Genomic DNA, 16,713 nt, shown 5'->3' with positions numbered 1-16,713 from the left:
AGTGCATTGGCCTCCCCTTCGGACGCTGCTGGGCAGACAAGGGGCGGCGCAATGGGCGATCTATCCCAGACCTCCGCACCTGGGCAGACCGCTATCCTCTGCCCATGACCACGCCTGTCCCCTCCCCTGACCCGCGCATTCCCATCCTCGTGATCGGCGGCTTTCTGGGCGCAGGCAAGACCACGCTGGTCAACCATCTGATCCGCAGCCTGCCGCACCGGCTGGGCGTGATTGTCAACGAGTTCGGGCAGGCCGGGGTGGACGGCAGCCTGATCGAGCGCCTTCAGGACGACGTGACCGAGCTGACGGCCGGCTGCCTGTGCTGCACGGGCCGCGACGATCTGCTGCGGGCACTGGTCACGATTTCCATGCGCGACACGAAACCTGACGCGGTGATCGTGGAGCTGTCGGGCGTGGCGGACCCCACACCGGTGCTGGCGACGCTGCTGGAGCGCGGGGTGCGGGCCGCCTTCCGCGTTACGACACTGGTGGCGGTGGTCGACGCCCGCCACGTCCTGCACACCCTGCGCGAACACCCGGAGGCGGCGCGGCAACTGGCTTACGCCAACGTGGTGGTCCTGAACAAGACCGATCTGGTGGGCGAGGAGGCGCTGGAGCGGGCCGAGGCCACCCTGCGCGGCGTCAACCCGCTGGCCCGCGTGATCGGCGTGGAACGCGGCCAGATCGATGCCGACGCCCTGCTGGCCCGCGATGACTTCGATCCGCGCGTGCTGGACGGCCAGGACACAGAGAGGCACGCGCACACGCCGGACCTGAAGACCTTTACCCTGCGTGCAGACCGTCCCCTGGACCCCTACGAGTGGCAGCGCTTCATGACCTCGTTCATCCTGGCCCGGCCCGCCGAGGTGCTGCGCGTCAAGGGCTGGCTGGACCTGCACGGCTACCCCCAGCGCATCCTGTTTCAGGCGGTGCGTGACCTGTTCACCGCCGACGCCTGGGACACCGGGGGAGGCGACAGCGAACTGGTGTTTATCGGGCGCGGGCTGGACCGCGAGGAATACGCGGCGGCCTTCGCCGCATGCCTGACCCCTGATCCGGCAGACCTGATTCCCGATTGAGCGCCGTCCATGAATCCGCCTTTAGCGGGCGCGGCACGCCAGCGCAGGCGCCGCGCCTATCGTCAGGGCATGAGCCTTCTTCCCTGGCAAGCCGATCAGGATAAGCCCAGCTATGTTCTTGAAGACGCGGTGGTCAACCACGACGCCATCGAGGCGCTGGCCGAGAAACTGCAACTGGCCCTGCGCGGCGCGGAGGACCTGCTGCCCGAGGGCGTGACTGACGCCCTGCACGGCGTGCCGCTGGGCCACCCGATTCACCCGATTCTGGTGCATCTGCCGCTGGGCGGCTGGATGATCGCCGGGATGCTGGACTTCTTCCCCGGCCAGAACACCGAGGCCACCGAGCGGGCCGCCGATCTGGCGCTGACGCTGGGCACGGTGGGGGCCGTCGCCACCATCGCCACCGGCTGGACCGACTGGAGCGGCGCACGCGGTCAGGCACGGCGCACCGGTCTGATTCACGGCCTCCTGAACGAGACGGCCTTCTTCCTGAACGTCGGGTCCATCGTGGCGCGGCGCAAACACAGGCGCGGCCTGGGCAAAGTGCTGTCGGGCACGGCGCTGGGACTCTCGCTGGCGGGCGGCTTTCTGGGCGGCGAACTGGTGTACCGCCACGGGCTGGGCGTGGGCCGGACCCTGGACCACCCACAGGGCTAAGACTGCCCCGGCGCCCTATTCTCCCCGCATGACGCTGCATCCCGATCTGAATTTTCCCAGTCCCGAGGAGCTGGCCCGCCTGACGCCCGAGCAGGTGGCCGCCTTCATGAATGGTCCGCAGGGCGGCGGCTTAAGCGGTACCCTCGGCGCGCGTCTGGGCATTAATTTCATCGCCATTGCTCGCGAACGCCTGAGCGCGCAGATGCCGGTAGAGGGCAACCTCCAGCCCGCCGGACGGTTGCACGGCGGCGCAAACCTCGCGCTGGCCGAGGAACTGGCGAGCGTGGGATCGTGGGTCAATCTCGATCCGCGCAGGCAGGTGGCGGTGGGCGTGGACCTGAGCGGCACGCACGTCCGGGGCGTGTCCGGCGGCTTCGTGACCGGCGAGGCGACACTGGCCTACCGGGGCCGCAGCGTGCTGGTCTGGACGGTGGAGATCAGGGACGAGCGCGGACGGCTGACCAGCATGGCCCGCTGCACCTGCAACGTGGTGTCGGTGGGCAATTAAGAGAGCTGTCACGGCCCCGTGCTCCGGCGACCGCAGCGGCCTAGAAATGAGCCAGCACGCCCAGCACCTGCACGAGATCATGCGAGGCTGCCACCGCGCCGCCCTGGCACACGGGCGGCGGCCCGATGGCAGCCTCAGTTACCTGCAGGGCACGAACGTGCCAGGCTTCGTCAGGGTGGCCCAGGCCATGCTGCACCAGGGGTGGTGCGGTGGCAGGGGGCCAGGGCGGCTAGACGACTCCCCTTGCCCCCACCGCCGCATCCGTTACAGTCCAGCCATGATCCGCTCTGGCCTCCTTCTTACCCGTCCTCCGGTGGAGTGAACGGCCAGCAAGGTTTTCTGCGCGCCCGATCCCCCGGAGGAGTCCCCTCCGGGGGATTTGCTTTGCCCATCAACCTGCCTCTCAAGCACATTCAAGTACAGGAGCCCCCATGACCCAGCCGCAAAGCACCGACCGCATCCGCATCTTCGACACAACCCTGCGCGACGGCGAGCAGTCGCCCGGCGTAGCCCTGAACCACGCGCAGAAGCTGGAAATCGCGCATCAGCTGGCAAGGTTGGGTGTGGACGTGATCGAGGCGGGCTTCCCCATCGCCAGCCCTGGCGATCTGGAAGGCGTGTCGCGCATTGCCCGCGAGGTGCGCGGGCCGATCATCACCGGGCTGGCGCGGGCCGGACGGGCCGACATTGAGGCGGCAGCGCGGGCCGTGGAGGCTGCCGAGAAGCCGCGCATCCACACCTTTATTGCCACCAGCCCGATTCACATGGCCAAGAAGCTGAATCTGGAACCCGACGCCGTGGTGGAGCGCGCCGTGCAGGCCGTGACGCTGGCCCGTTCCTTCGTGGACGATGTGGAGTTCAGCGCCGAGGACGCCACCCGCAGCGACTGGGATTTCCTGAGCCGGATTTTCAAGGCGGCGGTGGAGGCCGGGGCCACCACCATCAACGTGCCGGACACCGTCGGCTACACCACCCCCGACGAGATGCGCAAGCTGTTCGCGTTCCTGAAGGCCGAACTGCCCGCACACGTCATCCTGAGCAGCCACTGCCACGACGATCTGGGCATGGCGGTGGCCAATTCCATTGCCGCCGTCGAGGGCGGCGCGCGGCAGATCGAATGCACCATCAACGGCATCGGTGAGCGGGCCGGCAACGCCAGCCTGGAAGAGATCGTAATGGCTTTTCATACCCGCGCCGATCACTATGGGTACAGGACCGGCATCCAGACCCGCGAGCTGTACCGCTCCAGCCGCCTGATCAGCCGCCTGAGCGGGATGCCGGTGCAGCCCAACAAGGCCATCGTGGGCGACAATGCCTTCGCGCACGAGTCCGGCATTCATCAGGACGGCGTCCTGAAGGCCCGCGAGACCTACGAAATCATGAACGCCGAGCTGGTGGGCCGCGAGGCTGCCGTGCTGGTCATGGGCAAGCACTCGGGCCGGGCCGCCTTCCGTAAAGCGCTGACCGATCTGGGTTACGCGGACATGCCCGACGACAAGGTGCAGCACCTGTTCGGGCGCTTCAAGGATCTGGCAGACCGCAAGGGACAGATCTTCAGCGACGACCTGCGTGCCCTGGTCGATTCCCGCAGTGACGTGCCACAGACTTTCAGCCTGGAAGGCTTCCAGATCACCAGCGGCATGAACATGACTCCGGTGGCCTTCGTGCGCCTGCACACCCCTGACGGTCCGGTGGACGCCACGGCGCACGGCGACGGCCCTGTGGAGGCCGCCTTCCAGGCCATCAACAGGATCACGGGCATCACGCCCACGTTGGAGAGCTACCGCATTCAGGCGGTCACGCAGGGCGGCGACGCGCTGGGCGAGGTCAGCGTCAGCGCCCGCCACGGCGAAACGCTGCTGCACGGCCTGGGTGTGGCAACCGACGTGGTGGAGGCCAGCGCCCGCGCGTGGCTGCGCGTCCAGAACATGATCGTGGCCGGCATGGGCACCGAGCGGCGGCAGGGCGAGTTTGCGCCGGGGCGCATTTGAACAGAGGCGGTGGGGCACATCTTGCCTCACTGCCCAAGAAAAATTTGTGAAGTCTGACGCCAGAAGAGTGTCAGGGATCGCGCCCATGATTCAGGAACTTGCCCTCCTTCACACCCGCCCCGGCCAGACCGCCGCATCTGGGCCGGCGGGTGACCCGGATCATGGCCGGAGAGGTGCGCGTGGAAGACGGCCCGGCGCTGCGGGGCCACGAGATCCTGTAGGCCGCCGGCACCGCCCCAAGAATCCTGCCCGGCACCGAGGGGGCGCCGCGTGACGGCGCGGGCCGCCTGCTGACCGAAGAGTTTCTGCACGTGCAGGGCCAGACCCGGCTGTGCAGCGGCGGGGACACCGCCCGCTTGAAACATCCCACCTCTGCCGGGGACTGCCCGTTCAACGGCATGTGGGCCAGTCACAATATGGCCCGCAGCCTGCAAGCCTGGTCTCTCAAGCGGTTTTCATACCGGAGGCTGGGGCAGGCGCCGGGCCTGGAACGGAGCGACGGCGTGGGTGAACTGCTGGGCGTGCCGCTGACTGGCAGCGCGGCGTGGTGGCTCAGGCGGCTGTTCCTCGTCTGGCACATGCCCCCAAAGGTGCAGGGGGCGCGTTTTGGTGGAAATGCTGCACCCCCGCCCGGTGCCCACCGGGGGGGGCGGCCCGCCCTCAACCCCCGCCGGCGCTGAACCCAGCAGCCTCAAGACCTACAGGGTGAAGAGACGCAGCAGCGGACGCCACCATGGCACGCCTGCCAGCGCCACCACCAGACTCAGCACGGTCCAGACGGTCACCGCGCGGAACTTGGCCGGATGGCCGCTGGCCCGCTTGCTCAGCGCGGAGGCCAGCGTGGCGAACACGGCGGCCAGCACACCCAGGCCCAGATGCTCCCACTGGAAGCTGGACCGCGTCCCCGCGAAGACCGGGGTGTTCTGCGCCCCCATCAAGCCGAACAGCAGCAGGCCCAGCACCAGTTGCAGGCTGACCGTGCCCACGAACGCCACCACTGGCCGCCGATCCGCGGCGGTAAAGGCCCGCCCCGAACGCAGGCCCGAGAAGCCGCGAAACAGTGCCCAAGCCCCGGCCAGCACCACCAGCCAGCGGTTGATGTTGTGCAGTGTAAGCAAAACGACATACAGGGTAGCCATGCGCCCAGCCTACGGGGTGACGTGCGCCGGGTCAAAGGCAAAGGGTGGAGGACTGACGGCTGCACCTGGTTCCCCGCTCTTCACAGGCTCTAAAACACCACCGTCTTGTTGCCATGCACCAGCACGCGGTCCTCGACTTGTGCCTTGACGGCGCGGGCCAGCACCTGCCGTTCCACGTCGCGGCCCAGGCGCATCAGCGTGTCGGGCGTCTCGCGGTGGGTTACGGGCACGACGTCCTGGGCGATGATCGGCCCGGCGTCGAGTTCCTCGGTGACGTAGTGGCTGGTGGCCCCGATCAGCTTGACGCCCCGGTTAAACGCCGCGCGGTAGGGGTTGGCACCGACAAAGGCGGGCAGGAAACTGTGGTGGATGTTGATCACAGGCCGCCCGAAAGCGCGCAGAAAGTCGCCCGACAGAATCTGCATGTAGCGGGCCAGCACGACAAATTCGGTGTCGGCCTCGCGCAGCAGCCGGACCTGTTCGGCCTCGGCCTCGGCCTTGTTCTCCTTGTTCACGGGAACGACGTGAAAGGGAATGCCAAACATCTCCGCGTCGCGGCGCAGGTCCTCGTGGTTGCTGATAATCAGGGGAATGGTCACGTTCAGTTCGCCCCGGCGCTTGCGCCACAGCAGGTCCAGAAAACAGTGATCGTAGCGGCTGACCAGAACCGCCATGCGCTTGGGTTCGGCACGGTAGGTCAGGGACCACTCCATCTGAAAGGGCTGGGCCACCACGCTGGAAAAGGCCCGCTCGAACCCGTCGCGGGCCAGATCGAGGTGGGCCAGATAGAACTCCATGCGCATGAAGAATGTGCCGCCCGCCGGATCGGTGCTGTGCTGATCGCTGTGGATGATGTTCGCACCGTGGTTGTGCAGAAACTGCGACACCGAGGCCACGATGCCCCCGCGGTCCGGGCAGGTGATGGTCAGGGTCGCAGTGTTCAGGGGATCGGGAACGGTGGCAGGCGCGGTCATGGGGTGCAGGATACGGGAGCCGCACGCCTCCCCGCCTGCGCTCTTTAGCTCAGGCTGCCGCGTGCGTAAAGGCCACCAATGATGAAGGTCATCAGCACGAAGGCCAGCGAGGCCACGGTCAGGCCCAGGGCCTTGATGGAACTGTCGCGGGCGTCGCGCTTGGGCAGCCAGTAGTACAGCATGACCAGCCCCAGCGCTCCCAGGCCGCCCAGGTAATGCACGTACTTCTGCACGGTCCCCAGCCCCTGATCCAGCAGTTTAATTCCGATCAATGCCTGAACCATCAGCGCGATCTGCAGGGCAATCAGGGCGGCGTTCTGCCAGCCGCTCAGCGATGGGGGGGCCGCAGCGTCTGCTCCCACCCCCCTGAGTTTCAGCAGACCGCGCCAGTTGAGCATGACGGTCACAATGGCGGCCAGCACGACGATGCCGCCGACGGCGTTGTGGATTGCGGGTTGAATGACGATCTCGTCCATGGTTCGACTCTCCTGGCAGGACTCTGGGTGAATTACTTACCGGTAGGTAAGCACAGGGCCAGCGTATCCTCTTTGCCCAGGAGCGTCAAGGACGCGCTGTCCTGCCTGTGCTGTGACCTTTGGAGGTTCAGCTCAGTCGGTTCAGGCAGCCCCGCGCGAAGGCCACAGCCTCTGCCATGCGTTGTGGGCCACCCTGTCTTGCAGCGCGGCCTGCACGGTGAAATGCCAGCAGCAGGCCAAAGCGGCGTCGCGGTCAGCATCCCCAGCCACCTGTCCTGCCGCCCACCAGCCGCGGAAACAGGCCTTGCTTGCCATGTCCCACGCGGGCGGCCCGACGGCAACGTCACGGAAATCCAGCGGCGCGGTGAGTCGTCCGCCACGCCAGCGAAACTGCCCTGCATGGAGATCGGTGTGGCACAGGGCTAAGGGCTTTTCGGCCACCTGCCACAGCCCAGGCCCAAGCGCCCTCAGCGGTGAGGCCAGGTCTGGGGCGGACAGAACGGGCGGCTGGGCAGCCAGTTGGCCCCCTTCATCGGCCACGCCTTCTGACGGGTGCGGAACTGAAGACCCGCCCAGAGGGAAGCGAACCCAGTTCCAGCACCTCCGGCACAGGCACGCCCGCTGCGGAGAGGGCGCGCGTGATCGCCGCCTGCAAGCCCAGGCTGGCCTCGGGGCCGAGGGCCAGCCGCAGCACCCGCACACCGGCCGTGAACACCTCGCACGTTGCCCCGGCTGCCAGGAACCGTGAAGACGCGCTGAGGATGAACTGCGCCTCAGCGGCCAGCGACGTCTCTCGCGCACACCATGAAGGGGGCGTCCAGATCATTGTTGTCGACCACCACGCCCGCCCGGCGTTCTGGATCGGCCTCGCTGAAATACAGCTGGTGGCCCCCGATATAGCGCCGGTTGCTCTGGTCCAGCGGATCGGGGGAGCCGAAGCCGGGGCCGCGCGCTGCGCCGCGCGGAACCGACACGGCAAACGCCACCCGTAAGAAGACGGAATCGTCCCACACCTCACGCAACTCGGGGCGGTGTAGAAACAGGCCGTCCACCAGCAGAATGCTGCCGGGGCGGGCCACCATCCCCTCCGGGGTCACCGGCAGGTCGGCAGCGACATCGAACGTGGCCGTGCAGTAGCGCCGGGAACCGCCCGGCCCCAGCGGGTCCAGCAGCGCCCGCCGCAGGGCCGCGTAGTCGTAGGACTCCCGGTAGAACCCCTCGGGCGAGTCCCGGCCCAGGCGGTAACGCGCCGCGCGGGGTTGGTGAAAGCCGTCCACGCTGGCCCGGATAACCTCACGGCCGCGCTGTCGCAGGGCGGCGGCCAGTTCGTCGGCAAATATTGTCTTCCCTGCCCCGTCCACTCCGTCCACAGCCACGCGCAGGACAGGACGGGCGGGCTGGGCCGCGAGCCGGGCCGCCAGCCCAAGGACCACCTCCTCACGGACACTCAGAGCTTGAGCTCACCCTCCTGGCCCACCTTCAGGTTCTGGGCCACCTCGCGGGCCACCCCCTGCCGCTCGCGGTCCAGGTAGGTCTGGGCCTGGGCCACCTCCTTGTCCAGCACCTGCATGGTCTCGCTGAAGCGCTCCAGCGCCTGCTGCCGGTAGGCGCTGATGGCGTCCAGCGCACCGTACACGTCGCGGAAGGCCCCCTGGATGATCTGCGGGTCCACCGTGGCGCTGCCCGCCTGCCGCTGGATCTCGGTGGACTGCTGCTTCAGGAGGCTGGCGGTAGACCCGATCATCTTGCCGGTGGTGTCGTTGATGGCCGTGATCTGCCCCAACACCGCGCCCTGCGTGCCCAGCGCCTGCGAGACCATCAGCGCGGTCTTCAGGGCGCTGACGGTGGTGGTAGTGGCGCGGTCCACGCCCTTGATCAGCTCCAGGTTGTTGCGCCGCACCAGGTCCAGGGCCAGGTACCCCTGAATGCTCACCGCCAGCTGGGTCAGCAGGTCCGTGACGCGCTGACGCACGGCAAAGAGGAGTTCCTCGCTGACCATGCGGGCCTTTTCCGGATCGGTCTGGGCCAGCTCCGAGAGACGCTCGGTCAGAGCCGTGTCCACCGCCTTGCCGACGTGGGCGTACTGCCGCAGCTTCTGCATGGTCTCCCACAGGTGCAGCTTCTCGGTCTCGATGGTGGCGTTGTCGCGCCGCAGCTCGTCCTGGCCGCGGTACAGCGACTCCAGAATGCCGTTCAGGTGCGACTGCGCGCTCTGGTACTTGTCCATCGCGTTCTGCACCTTCCTGGCCCCCGGCAGGATGCCGAACAGGCGGCGGGGGGTGGGCGCCCGGCTGGGGTCCAGGTTTTCCACGGTGCGGCGCAGGTCCGTCAGGCTGTTAAGAATGTCGCTGCCCTCGGCCAGGGCGCCGCTGCGGGTGGCCCGCAGGGGGCGGTCCAGCATGCGGTTGCTGGTTTGCGCCGCCGCACGCTGCTCGGGCAGGCCCAGGTCATGCACGGCGTCCAGCTTGCGCCTGAATTCGGGAGTATGCGCCCCGGCACCCAGCACGTCCACCGCGAAGGCGCGGGCCATGCTGTCCAGCCGGGCGCGGTCCTCAGGCGACAGGGGCACCATTTCCGGAGCGTCCACCGGGGCCACGTCCCTGACGGCTTCCGGCGCGCTCAGAGAGGAGTCGGGTGGAGTCAGCGGGCCGGGTTTGCCATCAGTCATGGTTCCTATTACGCACCATCTGCGTGAAGGGTTGCATCCGGCAAAAGGCGTAAGGGCAGGCGGGCAGTCAGGCGCTGGGAGAAGGTAACCCCAGACCGGCCCATCCTCTGGAACCTTTGCAGGTATGCCTGGAGATCTGACGCCAGATACTGTCCTGATAAACAGTTCACCTGTGTACGATCTGAACGTGACCCTGCAACCCCGACGATTTCCCTTTCTGTTGCTGGCCGTGACAGCAGGCACCCTGTTGCCCATGCAATTCGCGGTCAACAGCGCGCTGGCCGGTGAGCTGCACTCGGTGACGCTGACGGCTGGCATCTCGTATCTGGTGGGGGCGGTGGCCCTGGGCGCCGTGTTGCCGGCATTGCGGGTGCGGGCCAACTGGACGGCGGCGCGTGCGGCCCCGCGCTGGGTGTGGCTGGGCGGGGTGGTGGGCAGCGCCTACGTGGTGGGCAGTGTGGTGCTGACCCGGCTGCTGGGAGCCGCCCTGGCCACCACGCTGGTGATTGCCGCGCAGGTGTTGACCGCGCTGGCGCTGGACCACTTCGGGGCGCTGGGCCTGCCGCGCCGCCGGATGAACCGCGCCCGGACCCTGGCCGCCCTGCTGGTACTGGCGGCACTGGCGCTGCGCCTGTGGACTCCGGCGTGAGCGTCATGGCGTTGCTGCCCGCCCTGCTGGCGACACTGGGGGCGGGCATCGGCCTGTCGGCGGGCCTGGCCTTCAACCTGCGCCTGGCCGCCAGCCTGGGCACGCCGCTGGCGGCCACGCTGGTTACCTTCTTTGTGGGAGCCGGGCTGCTGCTCTCGCTGTGGGCGCTGGGGCTGGACGGCGCGAGACCCACCGCCTGGCCGGAGCTGTGGACGCTGCTGGGCGGCGTGCTGGGCGTTACCTACGTCACCCTGAGCCTGATCGCGGGGGCACGGCTGGGGGCCGGGGCCAGCACGGTGGCCGTCACGCTGGGGCAGGTGCTGGGAGCAGCGGTCATCACCGGCCTGGGCTGGCTGGGGCAGACCACGCAGCCGCCGACGCTGCTGGGCGTGCTGAGCGCGGCGCTGCTGCTGGGCGCGGTGGGCCTTCTGGCGGCGGACCGCGAGCGGTGGCGAGGATGACCCCCGTGCCCACCGCAGAACTGCTGGAACGCATTGGCTGCGACTGGCACGCGGCCCGGCCCGATCTAGACCCGGAACCCATGCTGACCGTGATCGCGGTGCAGCGCACCTCCGGGCGGCTTTACGCACGGCTGGAGGCGTTTCTCGCGCAGTACGACCTGACACCCGCGGCCTTTGACGTGCTGGCAACCCTGCGCCGATCGGCCCCGGCGCAGGGGCTGACGCTGGGCGACCTGGGCGCGCTGATGGCGGTTACGCCGCCCGCCGTGACCAAACGGGTGGACGCGTTGACCGGGCGGGGACTGGTCGAGCGGGTGCCCGACGCCGTAGACCGCCGCGCCATCCGGGCCCGACTGACGGCGCCGGGCCGCGAACTGGTAGACGGCCTGCTGCCCCAGCATCTGGAACACGAGGAGCGGCTGCTGGCGAACCTGAGCCACGCCGAGCGGCACACGCTGAGGACCCTGCTGGGCCGGATCGGGGCGGGCTAGGGCCAGCCGTTTCACCCCATTTAGTGGGCCTCGGTGGGCAGGTACTCGAAGCTCGCCCCCAGCGTTTCCAGATGCTGGAAGAACAGCGGGTAGCTCTTGCGGATGTGGTGCGCGCCGGTGATGCGGATGGGCGCGTCGGCTTTCAACCCCAGCAGGGTCAGCAGCATGATCATGCGGTGGTCGCCGTGCCCGTCGGCGGTCACTCCTCCGGCAATCCGCGCGGTTCCGGTGAGGCTGAGGCTGTCCGACGTCTCGGCAGCGTGGAGGCCCAGCCCTTGCAACTCGCGCCGGGTGTCGCTGATGCGGTCACACTCCTTGAGCCGCAACGTGGACACGTTGTCCCAGGTGGTGGTGCCCTGCGCGAATGCGGCGGCGGCGGTCAGCGCCTGCACCGCGTCGGTAAAGCCGTCCCCGTCGCGGGTAACGGCGCGGAGGGGCCGGCCACCCCGGACCACCAGCGTGTCCCCCTCGCGCACGATATCCGCGCCCATCTCGCGCAGCACGGCCACCGCCTCGCGCTCACCCTGAAGGTCGTTTTCGCGCAGGTTGGACAGGCGGAGCTGGCCGGGCAGCAGCGCCGCCGCCGCCAGAATGGCCGCCGAGCCAGGGTAATCGCCGGGAACGGTGACGCGCCCGGCCCGGTACTGCTGCCCACCGGGAATGGAGATGCGGCTCAGGTCCGGGCTGGCCCCGAACACGACGCCGAAGGCCGCCAGCGTGTCCAGCGTCTGCCGCAGCGGGGCGTGGCTCTTGATCTGCCCGGTCAGGCGCAGTTCCAGCCCCAGCGGCAGCAGCGGCCCCAGGAACATCAGGGCGCTGGCGTACTGGCTGGACTTCTCGGCACTGACCTCCACGGTACCGCCCTGCACCGGCCCGCTGATGCTCAGGGGCAGGCGTCCGCCGCTGCTGCCCACGCGCGCGCCCAGGCGTTCCAGGGCGTCCAGCAGGTCCCCCTGGGGGCGCCGACCCAGCGACTCGGGGTAGTCGGTGACGAAGGTGGTGTCCGTCGTCAGCGCCGCCACGCCCATAAGGAACCGCGCCACCGCGCCCGCGTTGCCGGGGTTGAGGGTCACGCCCGCACGGGGGGCCGCGCCAAAGCCCCGCACCACGGCGTCATCGCCCAGCAGGGTCACGCCCGCGCCCCAGGCCTCCAGGCAGCGCAGCATGGCCCCGGCGTCCTCGCTGGTGGCGATGCCTACCACGCGCGTCTCGCCCTCGGCCAGCGCCGCCGCCAGCAGGTAGCGGGTGGTGTAATTCTTGCTGGGCTGGGCCTGCAGGGCGCCGCTCAGGCCACGGGCAGGGTGAACGAGAACATCGAACGTTTCGGGCAGGCCGTCGGCACTCATGGAACCCAGGCTAGCGCCGGACGGGGGCCGGGGCCGGAGGGCTGTCTGGCGCAGGGACAGCGGGGAACGCGCCTACAGCCGCAGGATCATTCCCCCCGCGATCAGGCCCGCCCCGGTGCCGACGAGCAGCAGGGTGTCGCCCTGCTTCGCCCGCCCCCCGGTCCGGGCCTGATGCAGCGTCAGCGGCAGGCTGGCCGCAATCACGTTGCCCAGGTGGGTCAGCGTCACCTCGGTTTTCCCGGCAGGCCAGCCAGCGCGGCGCATCAGGTCCAGACCCGCCGCGCTGGCCTGATGCGGCACCACACGGTCAATGCCGGGCAGGCCCGTGCTGAGGCCGGATCTCAGCCCTTCCAGAAAGTCGGGCACCACCTGAGACGCTAGCCTCAGCACCGACAGGCCGTGCATATCGAAGGTGAAGTCCTGCGGGACGACGTCAGGGTGCCGGGGCGTCAGCAACGAGCCGCCGCCACGAATGCGGGTGTGGTCCGCGCCCTCGGGGTAGGTGACGACGCGCATGGCGTGAACGCCCTGACCATCATGCTCGGCGGGTCCGACGACCACCGCTGCCGCGCCGTCCCCGATCAGCAGTGCACTTTCCGGCTGGTTAAAATTGAGGCCGAGGCTGCCGGCCTCGCTGCTGACGATCAGCACATGCCGCGCCTGTCCCGCACCGATCAGCAGGGCGGCGTGGTTGAGGGCCAGCAGGAAGCTGAGACAGGTGCCGTGAATGCTGTAGGTGGCCGCGCCGCGCAGGCCCAGTTCGCGGGCAAACAGCGCCGCGCCGTCCGGGATGGGCTGAAGCTGGCTGCCGCTGGCGTTGAGCAGCGTGTCGATCTGCGCCACCTCCAGGCCTGCCGCCGTCACCGCCTCCCGCGCCGCCTGAGCGCCCAGGGTCAGGGCTGTCTCGGCCCCCGACAGCCAGCGGCGCTCGTGAACCCCGGTGCGTTTGAGGGCCACCTCCGGCGCGATGCCGCACAGAGCGGCGGCCTCAGAGGTGGGGACCACGCGGGCGGGCAACGCCTGGGCGGTGGACAGAACGCGCAGACCCAGCACGCGGCTCATGACGGCCCTTCCCCGCTCTCCGGCCGCCACAGCCGACGCACCCGGCGGCGCTTGACGCCCGGCAGCGCGGCGGGCAAGGGCTGAACGCCGAGGCGCACCCGCACGGCGTCCGCCCCACTGCGCGTCAACGCGCCACAAATCTGAACGCACGCCTCCTGCCAGGTCTCGGGGGTCAGGGGGTCCAGCAGCACGCGCAGGTCCGCCGCACCTATTTGCTCTACCCGGTACTCGCGCAGGCCGGGCACGCGGTTCATGGCCCCGCGCAGGAAATCCGGCCAGACCGTGACGCGCCCCGCGCCGCCCGGCAGGCTCAGCGCGTCGTCCTGCCGCCCGGCCACGCGCAGCACGCGGCGGGAGGCCAGCCCGCAGGAGCAGCGGTCGGCCAGCACCAGCAGGTCATCCAGGCGGTGCCGGATCATCGGCTGGGTGGTGCGGCGCAGGTCGGTCAGGACGGGACGCAGGTGGCCGCCGTCGCCTGGACCGCCCACGGGCTCAAAGTCGAAGTGGACGTGCCCCTCGTTCAGGTGCAGGTGGCCGTGCGGGCAGGGCAGCCCCAGCAGGCCCTCGGTGGCCTGGTAGACCTGTACCACCGGGCCGAAACCGCGTTCCAGCGCCGCCCGGTCATCGTCCTCCAGCACCTCGGCCACGCTGACCACCCGCGTCGGCTGCGCCACGGCCCCGGCGCCCAGCAGGGCACGCAGCACGCTGGGCGGCCCGATCAGCAAAGTTGGGGCGTAGGCGGTGAGATCGGCAGCCAGTTCGTCCAGCGGGCGCAGCAGATCCAGAAAGCGGAAGGCCAGCCGCGCGCTCCCCACGCTGCGGTACAGCCCGCCGTCGGCCCGCAGCACAAAGGCGACGCGCTGCCTGTGCAGCAGCCCCAGCGGAAAGGCGGGCAGCAGCCAGCGCAGCACCACACCCGCCCACTGCAGCCGCTCGCCACGCGACACCACGAACGCGCCCGCGTTGCCGCCCGTCCCGCTGGACAGGCCCACCGTGACCGGGCCGCGCGGGGTGGGCAGGGTGGGCGTGAAGTCACGGGTGTCCTCGGCGCGGCGGGCGACGGCCAGCACGTCGGTCAGGCACAATCCAGCGGTATTCAGGGTGTCGAAGGCAGCCATCATCCCGGCCTTGTCCACGGGGGGCAACTCGCGCCACTGGCCCAGTCCCAGGCCAGCCTCCAGAAACCGCCGCGCCGTGAAGGGGCTGTGCGCCGCGACCCAGCGCAGGTGGTGAACGGCCAGCCGCTCCTGGTGACGTTCCAGCGCCGCGCGGTCCCGGAACATCCGTCTCCCCTCGCCCAGCGCGTGCCGCACGACGGTCACTCGGTCCAGAAGCTCAGGCATGCCGGGCCTCCGGCGCGTCGTGGCTGACGATAACGCGGGCGCGGGGGTGCGCCTGCAACCACCCGCGCAACTGTCCGGCGCTCCGGCGTTCGGCGTCGGCGTCATCAAACACGATGCGGGCCAGGGGATGTACCTCCAGCCCCTCGCGCAGGCCGCGCACGCTCCAGGCGGCGTCGCTGGCCAGCAGGGTCAGCCCCGCGCCGTCTCCGTTCAGCGCCGCCTGCGGGGTGGTGCGGACGATCAATGCGATCAGTCCTGCCGCGTGGCCCGGCACCTGCACCGCGTAGGCGCTGCCGTCCCCGAACACGTCGGCAGCGACGGGAAACGGCGACAGGCCGAGCGGGGCAGGCTGAAACACCAGCGGCTGGAGGCGGGACTCGAAGTCGTCCGGCAGCAACTCTGGCATGAACGCCTTGCGAATGGCCGCCACGCCGCGCAGACCACGCAGAGGACGGTACGCGGCGGGGTCCAGGTGAAACCGCGCCGCCCCGAAGTCGCGCAACCCACCGATATGGTCTGCGTGCAGGTGGGACACGATCACGTCCCGGACCTCCATGGCCGCGAAGCCCAGCCGGGCCAGTCCCGCCGCCGCCGTCTGGCGCGGGTCAAGGCGCACCGGGGTGAGCAGACCGTACAGCACACCGGGCCAGCGCCGCATGGCGGCCACCACCCGCGCCGAGTAGCCAGTGTCGAACAGCACCGGACCGCGCGTCGGGTGCAGCAGCAACGCGAAGCCCGCCGGGTATGTCTGTACCCGCCACGCCGCGCCGCGCTGCGTCAGCGCCGAGACATTCAGGCACTCGCCGGCCGTCAGGGGAACGACGCGCAGGTACGTCATGCGTGCACCGCCATCAGCACTTCCGCCAGCCCTGCCTGCGGCCCGATGACGGGCGCGTAGCCCAGCCGCTCTCGTGCACGGGTCAGGTCCAGGGTCATGGGACGGGTCAGCAGCCGCACGCCACCTGCGGTCAGCGTCGGCTCGGGCCGCGCGGGGTGCAGGCGGGCGGCCAGCTCCAGCACGCGGGCGGCATTCTCGGCGAGGCGGGCCGGGACGTAGCGTGCCGGACGCGCCACCCCCAGCGCGTCGGCCAGCGCGTCCAGCGTGGCCCAGATCGGGACCGGCACGCCGTCGGTGATGTTGAAGACGCCGGGGGCCGGATGCTCCAGCGCCAGCCGGGCCGCGTGGGCCACGTTGCGAACGTGCGTAAGTTCAGTGTGAACCTCGCCGCGCACCAGCCGGGGCAGGCGGCCCGCACGCAGCGCACGGGTCAGCCGGGGCATCAGGGCCGTGTCGCCGACGCCGTAGATTCCGCGTGGGCGCAGCATGGTGGCTTCCGGGTGGGCCAGCGTGACCTCCAGCTCGGCCAGGTATTTGCTGTGAGCGTACAGGCTGTCGAAGCGCGGGCCAACCGGCGTGGTCTCCGGCACGTGGTGCGAGAGCCGCATGGCGTTGTACACGCTGGGCGTGCTGATGTGGACCAGCCGCAGCCCCCGCGCCGCACAGGCCCGCGCCACCTCGCGGCTGACCGTGACGTTGTCCGCCATGAAGTCGGGCCACCGGCCCCACAGGGTGGAACGGGCGGCCGCGTGCAGCACGGCGTCTGTGCCATTTAGAGCGGGCAGCCACTCGGCAGGGGTCCGCAGATCGGCCTGCATGAAACGCACACCGTCGGCTTCCAGGGCCGCTCCCCTGGCCGCGTTACGGCCCAGTCCCATGACCGTGTGACCGTGCCGCACCAGCTCACGGGCAGTAACACCGCCCAGAAAGCCCGTTGCGCCGGTGACCAGGATCCGCATGACGACAGCCTAGTGGAGTGGGCATCCGGCGCGGCCCGATTGGAACGCCGTTCAAGCGGTCAGGTCTCATGG

Annotated in this window: 21 protein-coding genes; 9 read left to right on the top strand and 12 right to left on the bottom strand. The window is 69.7% G+C overall.

Features of this window, described 5'->3' with window-relative positions:
* The first annotated feature begins 104 nt into the window (after nt 1-104).
* The 6 genes from IEY31_RS03130 to IEY31_RS03110 all read left to right on the top strand — a co-directional run bounded on the left by IEY31_RS03130 (nt 105) and on the right by IEY31_RS03110 (nt 4,915).
* Nucleotides 105-1,079, top strand: a complete 975-nt coding sequence (locus IEY31_RS03130) for a CobW family GTP-binding protein (RefSeq protein WP_188968964.1) — start codon at nt 105-107, stop codon at nt 1,077-1,079.
* Nucleotides 1,080-1,148: 69 nt separating this feature from the next.
* Complete coding sequence (locus tag IEY31_RS03125) at nt 1,149-1,736, top strand: DUF2231 domain-containing protein (RefSeq protein ID WP_188968962.1); 588 nt, start codon at nt 1,149-1,151, stop codon at nt 1,734-1,736.
* Nucleotides 1,737-1,764: 28 nt separating this feature from the next.
* A complete protein-coding gene (locus IEY31_RS03120) occupies nt 1,765-2,244 on the top strand; it encodes a PaaI family thioesterase (protein WP_188968961.1) in 480 nt (159 codons plus the stop codon).
* A 431-nt stretch (nt 2,245-2,675) separates the two neighbouring features.
* Complete coding sequence (locus IEY31_RS03115) at nt 2,676-4,235, top strand: 2-isopropylmalate synthase (RefSeq protein ID WP_188968960.1); 1,560 nt, start codon at nt 2,676-2,678, stop codon at nt 4,233-4,235.
* A 98-nt stretch (nt 4,236-4,333) separates the two neighbouring features.
* Nucleotides 4,334-4,456 (top strand): hypothetical protein, encoded by a 123-nt coding sequence (locus IEY31_RS18885; RefSeq protein ID WP_268238916.1) that lies wholly within the window; start codon nt 4,334-4,336, stop codon nt 4,454-4,456.
* Nucleotides 4,457-4,546: 90 nt separating this feature from the next.
* A complete protein-coding gene (locus IEY31_RS03110) occupies nt 4,547-4,915 on the top strand; it encodes an NAD(P)/FAD-dependent oxidoreductase (protein ID WP_188968959.1) in 369 nt (122 codons plus the stop codon).
* 18 nt (nt 4,916-4,933) lie between these two features.
* Here the strand turns inward: IEY31_RS03110 and IEY31_RS03105 are convergent, their stop codons facing one another.
* The 7 genes from IEY31_RS03105 to IEY31_RS03080 all read right to left on the bottom strand — a co-directional run bounded on the left by IEY31_RS03105 (nt 4,934) and on the right by IEY31_RS03080 (nt 9,492).
* A complete protein-coding gene (locus IEY31_RS03105; RefSeq protein ID WP_188968958.1) occupies nt 4,934-5,374 on the bottom strand; it encodes a hypothetical protein in 441 nt (146 codons plus the stop codon).
* Between the two features lie 89 nt (nt 5,375-5,463).
* The gene (gene purU / locus IEY31_RS03100; RefSeq protein WP_188968957.1) at nt 5,464-6,348 is read right to left on the bottom strand and encodes a formyltetrahydrofolate deformylase; all 885 of its coding nucleotides are present in this window, start codon (nt 6,346-6,348) and stop codon (nt 5,464-5,466) included.
* A gap of 44 nt (nt 6,349-6,392) precedes the next feature.
* Nucleotides 6,393-6,824 (bottom strand): hypothetical protein, encoded by a 432-nt coding sequence (locus IEY31_RS03095; RefSeq protein ID WP_188968954.1) that lies wholly within the window; start codon nt 6,822-6,824, stop codon nt 6,393-6,395.
* A gap of 141 nt (nt 6,825-6,965) precedes the next feature.
* Nucleotides 6,966-7,364 (bottom strand): phosphotransferase, encoded by a 399-nt coding sequence (locus tag IEY31_RS19010; RefSeq protein ID WP_373289100.1) that lies wholly within the window; start codon nt 7,362-7,364, stop codon nt 6,966-6,968.
* A complete protein-coding gene (locus tag IEY31_RS03090) occupies nt 7,354-7,539 on the bottom strand; it encodes a hypothetical protein (RefSeq protein ID WP_188968952.1) in 186 nt (61 codons plus the stop codon). Before IEY31_RS03090 ends, IEY31_RS19010 begins: the two co-directional genes overlap by 11 nt.
* 58 nt (nt 7,540-7,597) lie before the next feature.
* A complete protein-coding gene (locus tag IEY31_RS03085) occupies nt 7,598-8,257 on the bottom strand; it encodes a nucleoside/nucleotide kinase family protein (protein ID WP_188968950.1) in 660 nt (219 codons plus the stop codon).
* A gap of 14 nt (nt 8,258-8,271) precedes the next feature.
* A complete protein-coding gene (locus IEY31_RS03080; RefSeq protein ID WP_188968948.1) occupies nt 8,272-9,492 on the bottom strand; it encodes a toxic anion resistance protein in 1,221 nt (406 codons plus the stop codon).
* Between the two features lie 187 nt (nt 9,493-9,679).
* Here IEY31_RS03080 and IEY31_RS03075 point away from each other — a divergent pair, with 187 nt between their 5' ends.
* Genes IEY31_RS03075 through IEY31_RS03065 form a run of 3 tightly spaced genes read left to right on the top strand, consistent with a single transcriptional unit; the run spans nt 9,680 to nt 11,093 of the window.
* The gene (locus tag IEY31_RS03075; protein WP_229723282.1) at nt 9,680-10,141 is read left to right on the top strand and encodes a DMT family transporter; all 462 of its coding nucleotides are present in this window, start codon (nt 9,680-9,682) and stop codon (nt 10,139-10,141) included.
* A 5-nt stretch (nt 10,142-10,146) separates the two neighbouring features.
* A complete protein-coding gene (locus IEY31_RS03070) occupies nt 10,147-10,602 on the top strand; it encodes a DMT family transporter (RefSeq protein WP_188969391.1) in 456 nt (151 codons plus the stop codon).
* Complete coding sequence (locus tag IEY31_RS03065) at nt 10,599-11,093, top strand: MarR family winged helix-turn-helix transcriptional regulator (protein ID WP_188968944.1); 495 nt, start codon at nt 10,599-10,601, stop codon at nt 11,091-11,093. Before IEY31_RS03070 ends, IEY31_RS03065 begins: the two co-directional genes overlap by 4 nt.
* Before the next feature lie 20 nt (nt 11,094-11,113).
* On the opposite strand, the gene aroA is transcribed toward IEY31_RS03065, so the two are convergent.
* The 5 genes from aroA to IEY31_RS03040 form a co-directional block, all read right to left on the bottom strand.
* The gene (aroA, locus tag IEY31_RS03060; protein ID WP_188968942.1) at nt 11,114-12,439 is read right to left on the bottom strand and encodes a 3-phosphoshikimate 1-carboxyvinyltransferase; all 1,326 of its coding nucleotides are present in this window, start codon (nt 12,437-12,439) and stop codon (nt 11,114-11,116) included.
* Between the two features lie 72 nt (nt 12,440-12,511).
* Nucleotides 12,512-13,501 (bottom strand): 3-oxoacyl-ACP synthase III family protein, encoded by a 990-nt coding sequence (locus IEY31_RS03055; RefSeq protein ID WP_188968940.1) that lies wholly within the window; start codon nt 13,499-13,501, stop codon nt 12,512-12,514.
* On the bottom strand, nt 13,498-14,844 hold the full coding sequence (locus IEY31_RS03050) for a F390 synthetase-related protein (protein WP_229723281.1): 1,347 nt from the start codon (nt 14,842-14,844) through the stop codon (nt 13,498-13,500). The genes IEY31_RS03055 and IEY31_RS03050 overlap by 4 nt, the downstream gene beginning before the upstream one ends.
* Nucleotides 14,837-15,682 (bottom strand): MBL fold metallo-hydrolase, encoded by an 846-nt coding sequence (locus tag IEY31_RS03045; protein WP_188968938.1) that lies wholly within the window; start codon nt 15,680-15,682, stop codon nt 14,837-14,839. The genes IEY31_RS03050 and IEY31_RS03045 overlap by 8 nt, the downstream gene beginning before the upstream one ends.
* Nucleotides 15,679-16,641 (bottom strand): NAD-dependent epimerase/dehydratase family protein, encoded by a 963-nt coding sequence (locus IEY31_RS03040; protein ID WP_188968936.1) that lies wholly within the window; start codon nt 16,639-16,641, stop codon nt 15,679-15,681. Before IEY31_RS03040 ends, IEY31_RS03045 begins: the two co-directional genes overlap by 4 nt.
* Nucleotides 16,642-16,713: the final 72 nt, after the last annotated feature.

The sequence above is a fragment of the Deinococcus aerolatus genome (genome assembly GCF_014647055.1).
Classification (GTDB): Bacteria; Deinococcota; Deinococci; order Deinococcales; family Deinococcaceae; genus Deinococcus; species Deinococcus aerolatus.
The sequence above is the reverse complement of the archived record's forward strand: the minus strand, read 5'-3'. Positions and strand labels throughout refer to the sequence as shown.

Excerpts from the sequence above, each read along its gene's own strand:
- IEY31_RS03130 (WP_188968964.1), top strand. The coding sequence starts at position 105 with ATGACCACGCCTGTCCCCTCCCCTGACCCGCGCATTCCCATCCTCGTG.
- IEY31_RS03125 (WP_188968962.1), top strand. The coding sequence starts at position 1,149 with ATGAGCCTTCTTCCCTGGCAAGCCGATCAGGATAAGCCCAGCTATGTT.
- IEY31_RS03120 (WP_188968961.1), top strand. The coding sequence starts at position 1,765 with ATGACGCTGCATCCCGATCTGAATTTTCCCAGTCCCGAGGAGCTGGCC.
- IEY31_RS03115 (WP_188968960.1), top strand. The coding sequence starts at position 2,676 with ATGACCCAGCCGCAAAGCACCGACCGCATCCGCATCTTCGACACAACC.
- IEY31_RS03105 (WP_188968958.1), bottom strand. The coding sequence starts at position 5,374 with ATGGCTACCCTGTATGTCGTTTTGCTTACACTGCACAACATCAACCGC.
- purU (WP_188968957.1), bottom strand. The coding sequence starts at position 6,348 with ATGACCGCGCCTGCCACCGTTCCCGATCCCCTGAACACTGCGACCCTG.
- IEY31_RS03095 (WP_188968954.1), bottom strand. The coding sequence starts at position 6,824 with ATGGACGAGATCGTCATTCAACCCGCAATCCACAACGCCGTCGGCGGC.
- IEY31_RS03080 (WP_188968948.1), bottom strand. The coding sequence starts at position 9,492 with ATGACTGATGGCAAACCCGGCCCGCTGACTCCACCCGACTCCTCTCTG.
- IEY31_RS03070 (WP_188969391.1), top strand. The coding sequence starts at position 10,147 with ATGGCGTTGCTGCCCGCCCTGCTGGCGACACTGGGGGCGGGCATCGGC.
- IEY31_RS03065 (WP_188968944.1), top strand. The coding sequence starts at position 10,599 with ATGACCCCCGTGCCCACCGCAGAACTGCTGGAACGCATTGGCTGCGAC.
- aroA (WP_188968942.1), bottom strand. The coding sequence starts at position 12,439 with ATGAGTGCCGACGGCCTGCCCGAAACGTTCGATGTTCTCGTTCACCCT.
- IEY31_RS03055 (WP_188968940.1), bottom strand. The coding sequence starts at position 13,501 with ATGAGCCGCGTGCTGGGTCTGCGCGTTCTGTCCACCGCCCAGGCGTTG.
- IEY31_RS03050 (WP_229723281.1), bottom strand. The coding sequence starts at position 14,844 with ATGCCTGAGCTTCTGGACCGAGTGACCGTCGTGCGGCACGCGCTGGGC.
- IEY31_RS03045 (WP_188968938.1), bottom strand. The coding sequence starts at position 15,682 with ATGACGTACCTGCGCGTCGTTCCCCTGACGGCCGGCGAGTGCCTGAAT.
- IEY31_RS03040 (WP_188968936.1), bottom strand. The coding sequence starts at position 16,641 with ATGCGGATCCTGGTCACCGGCGCAACGGGCTTTCTGGGCGGTGTTACT.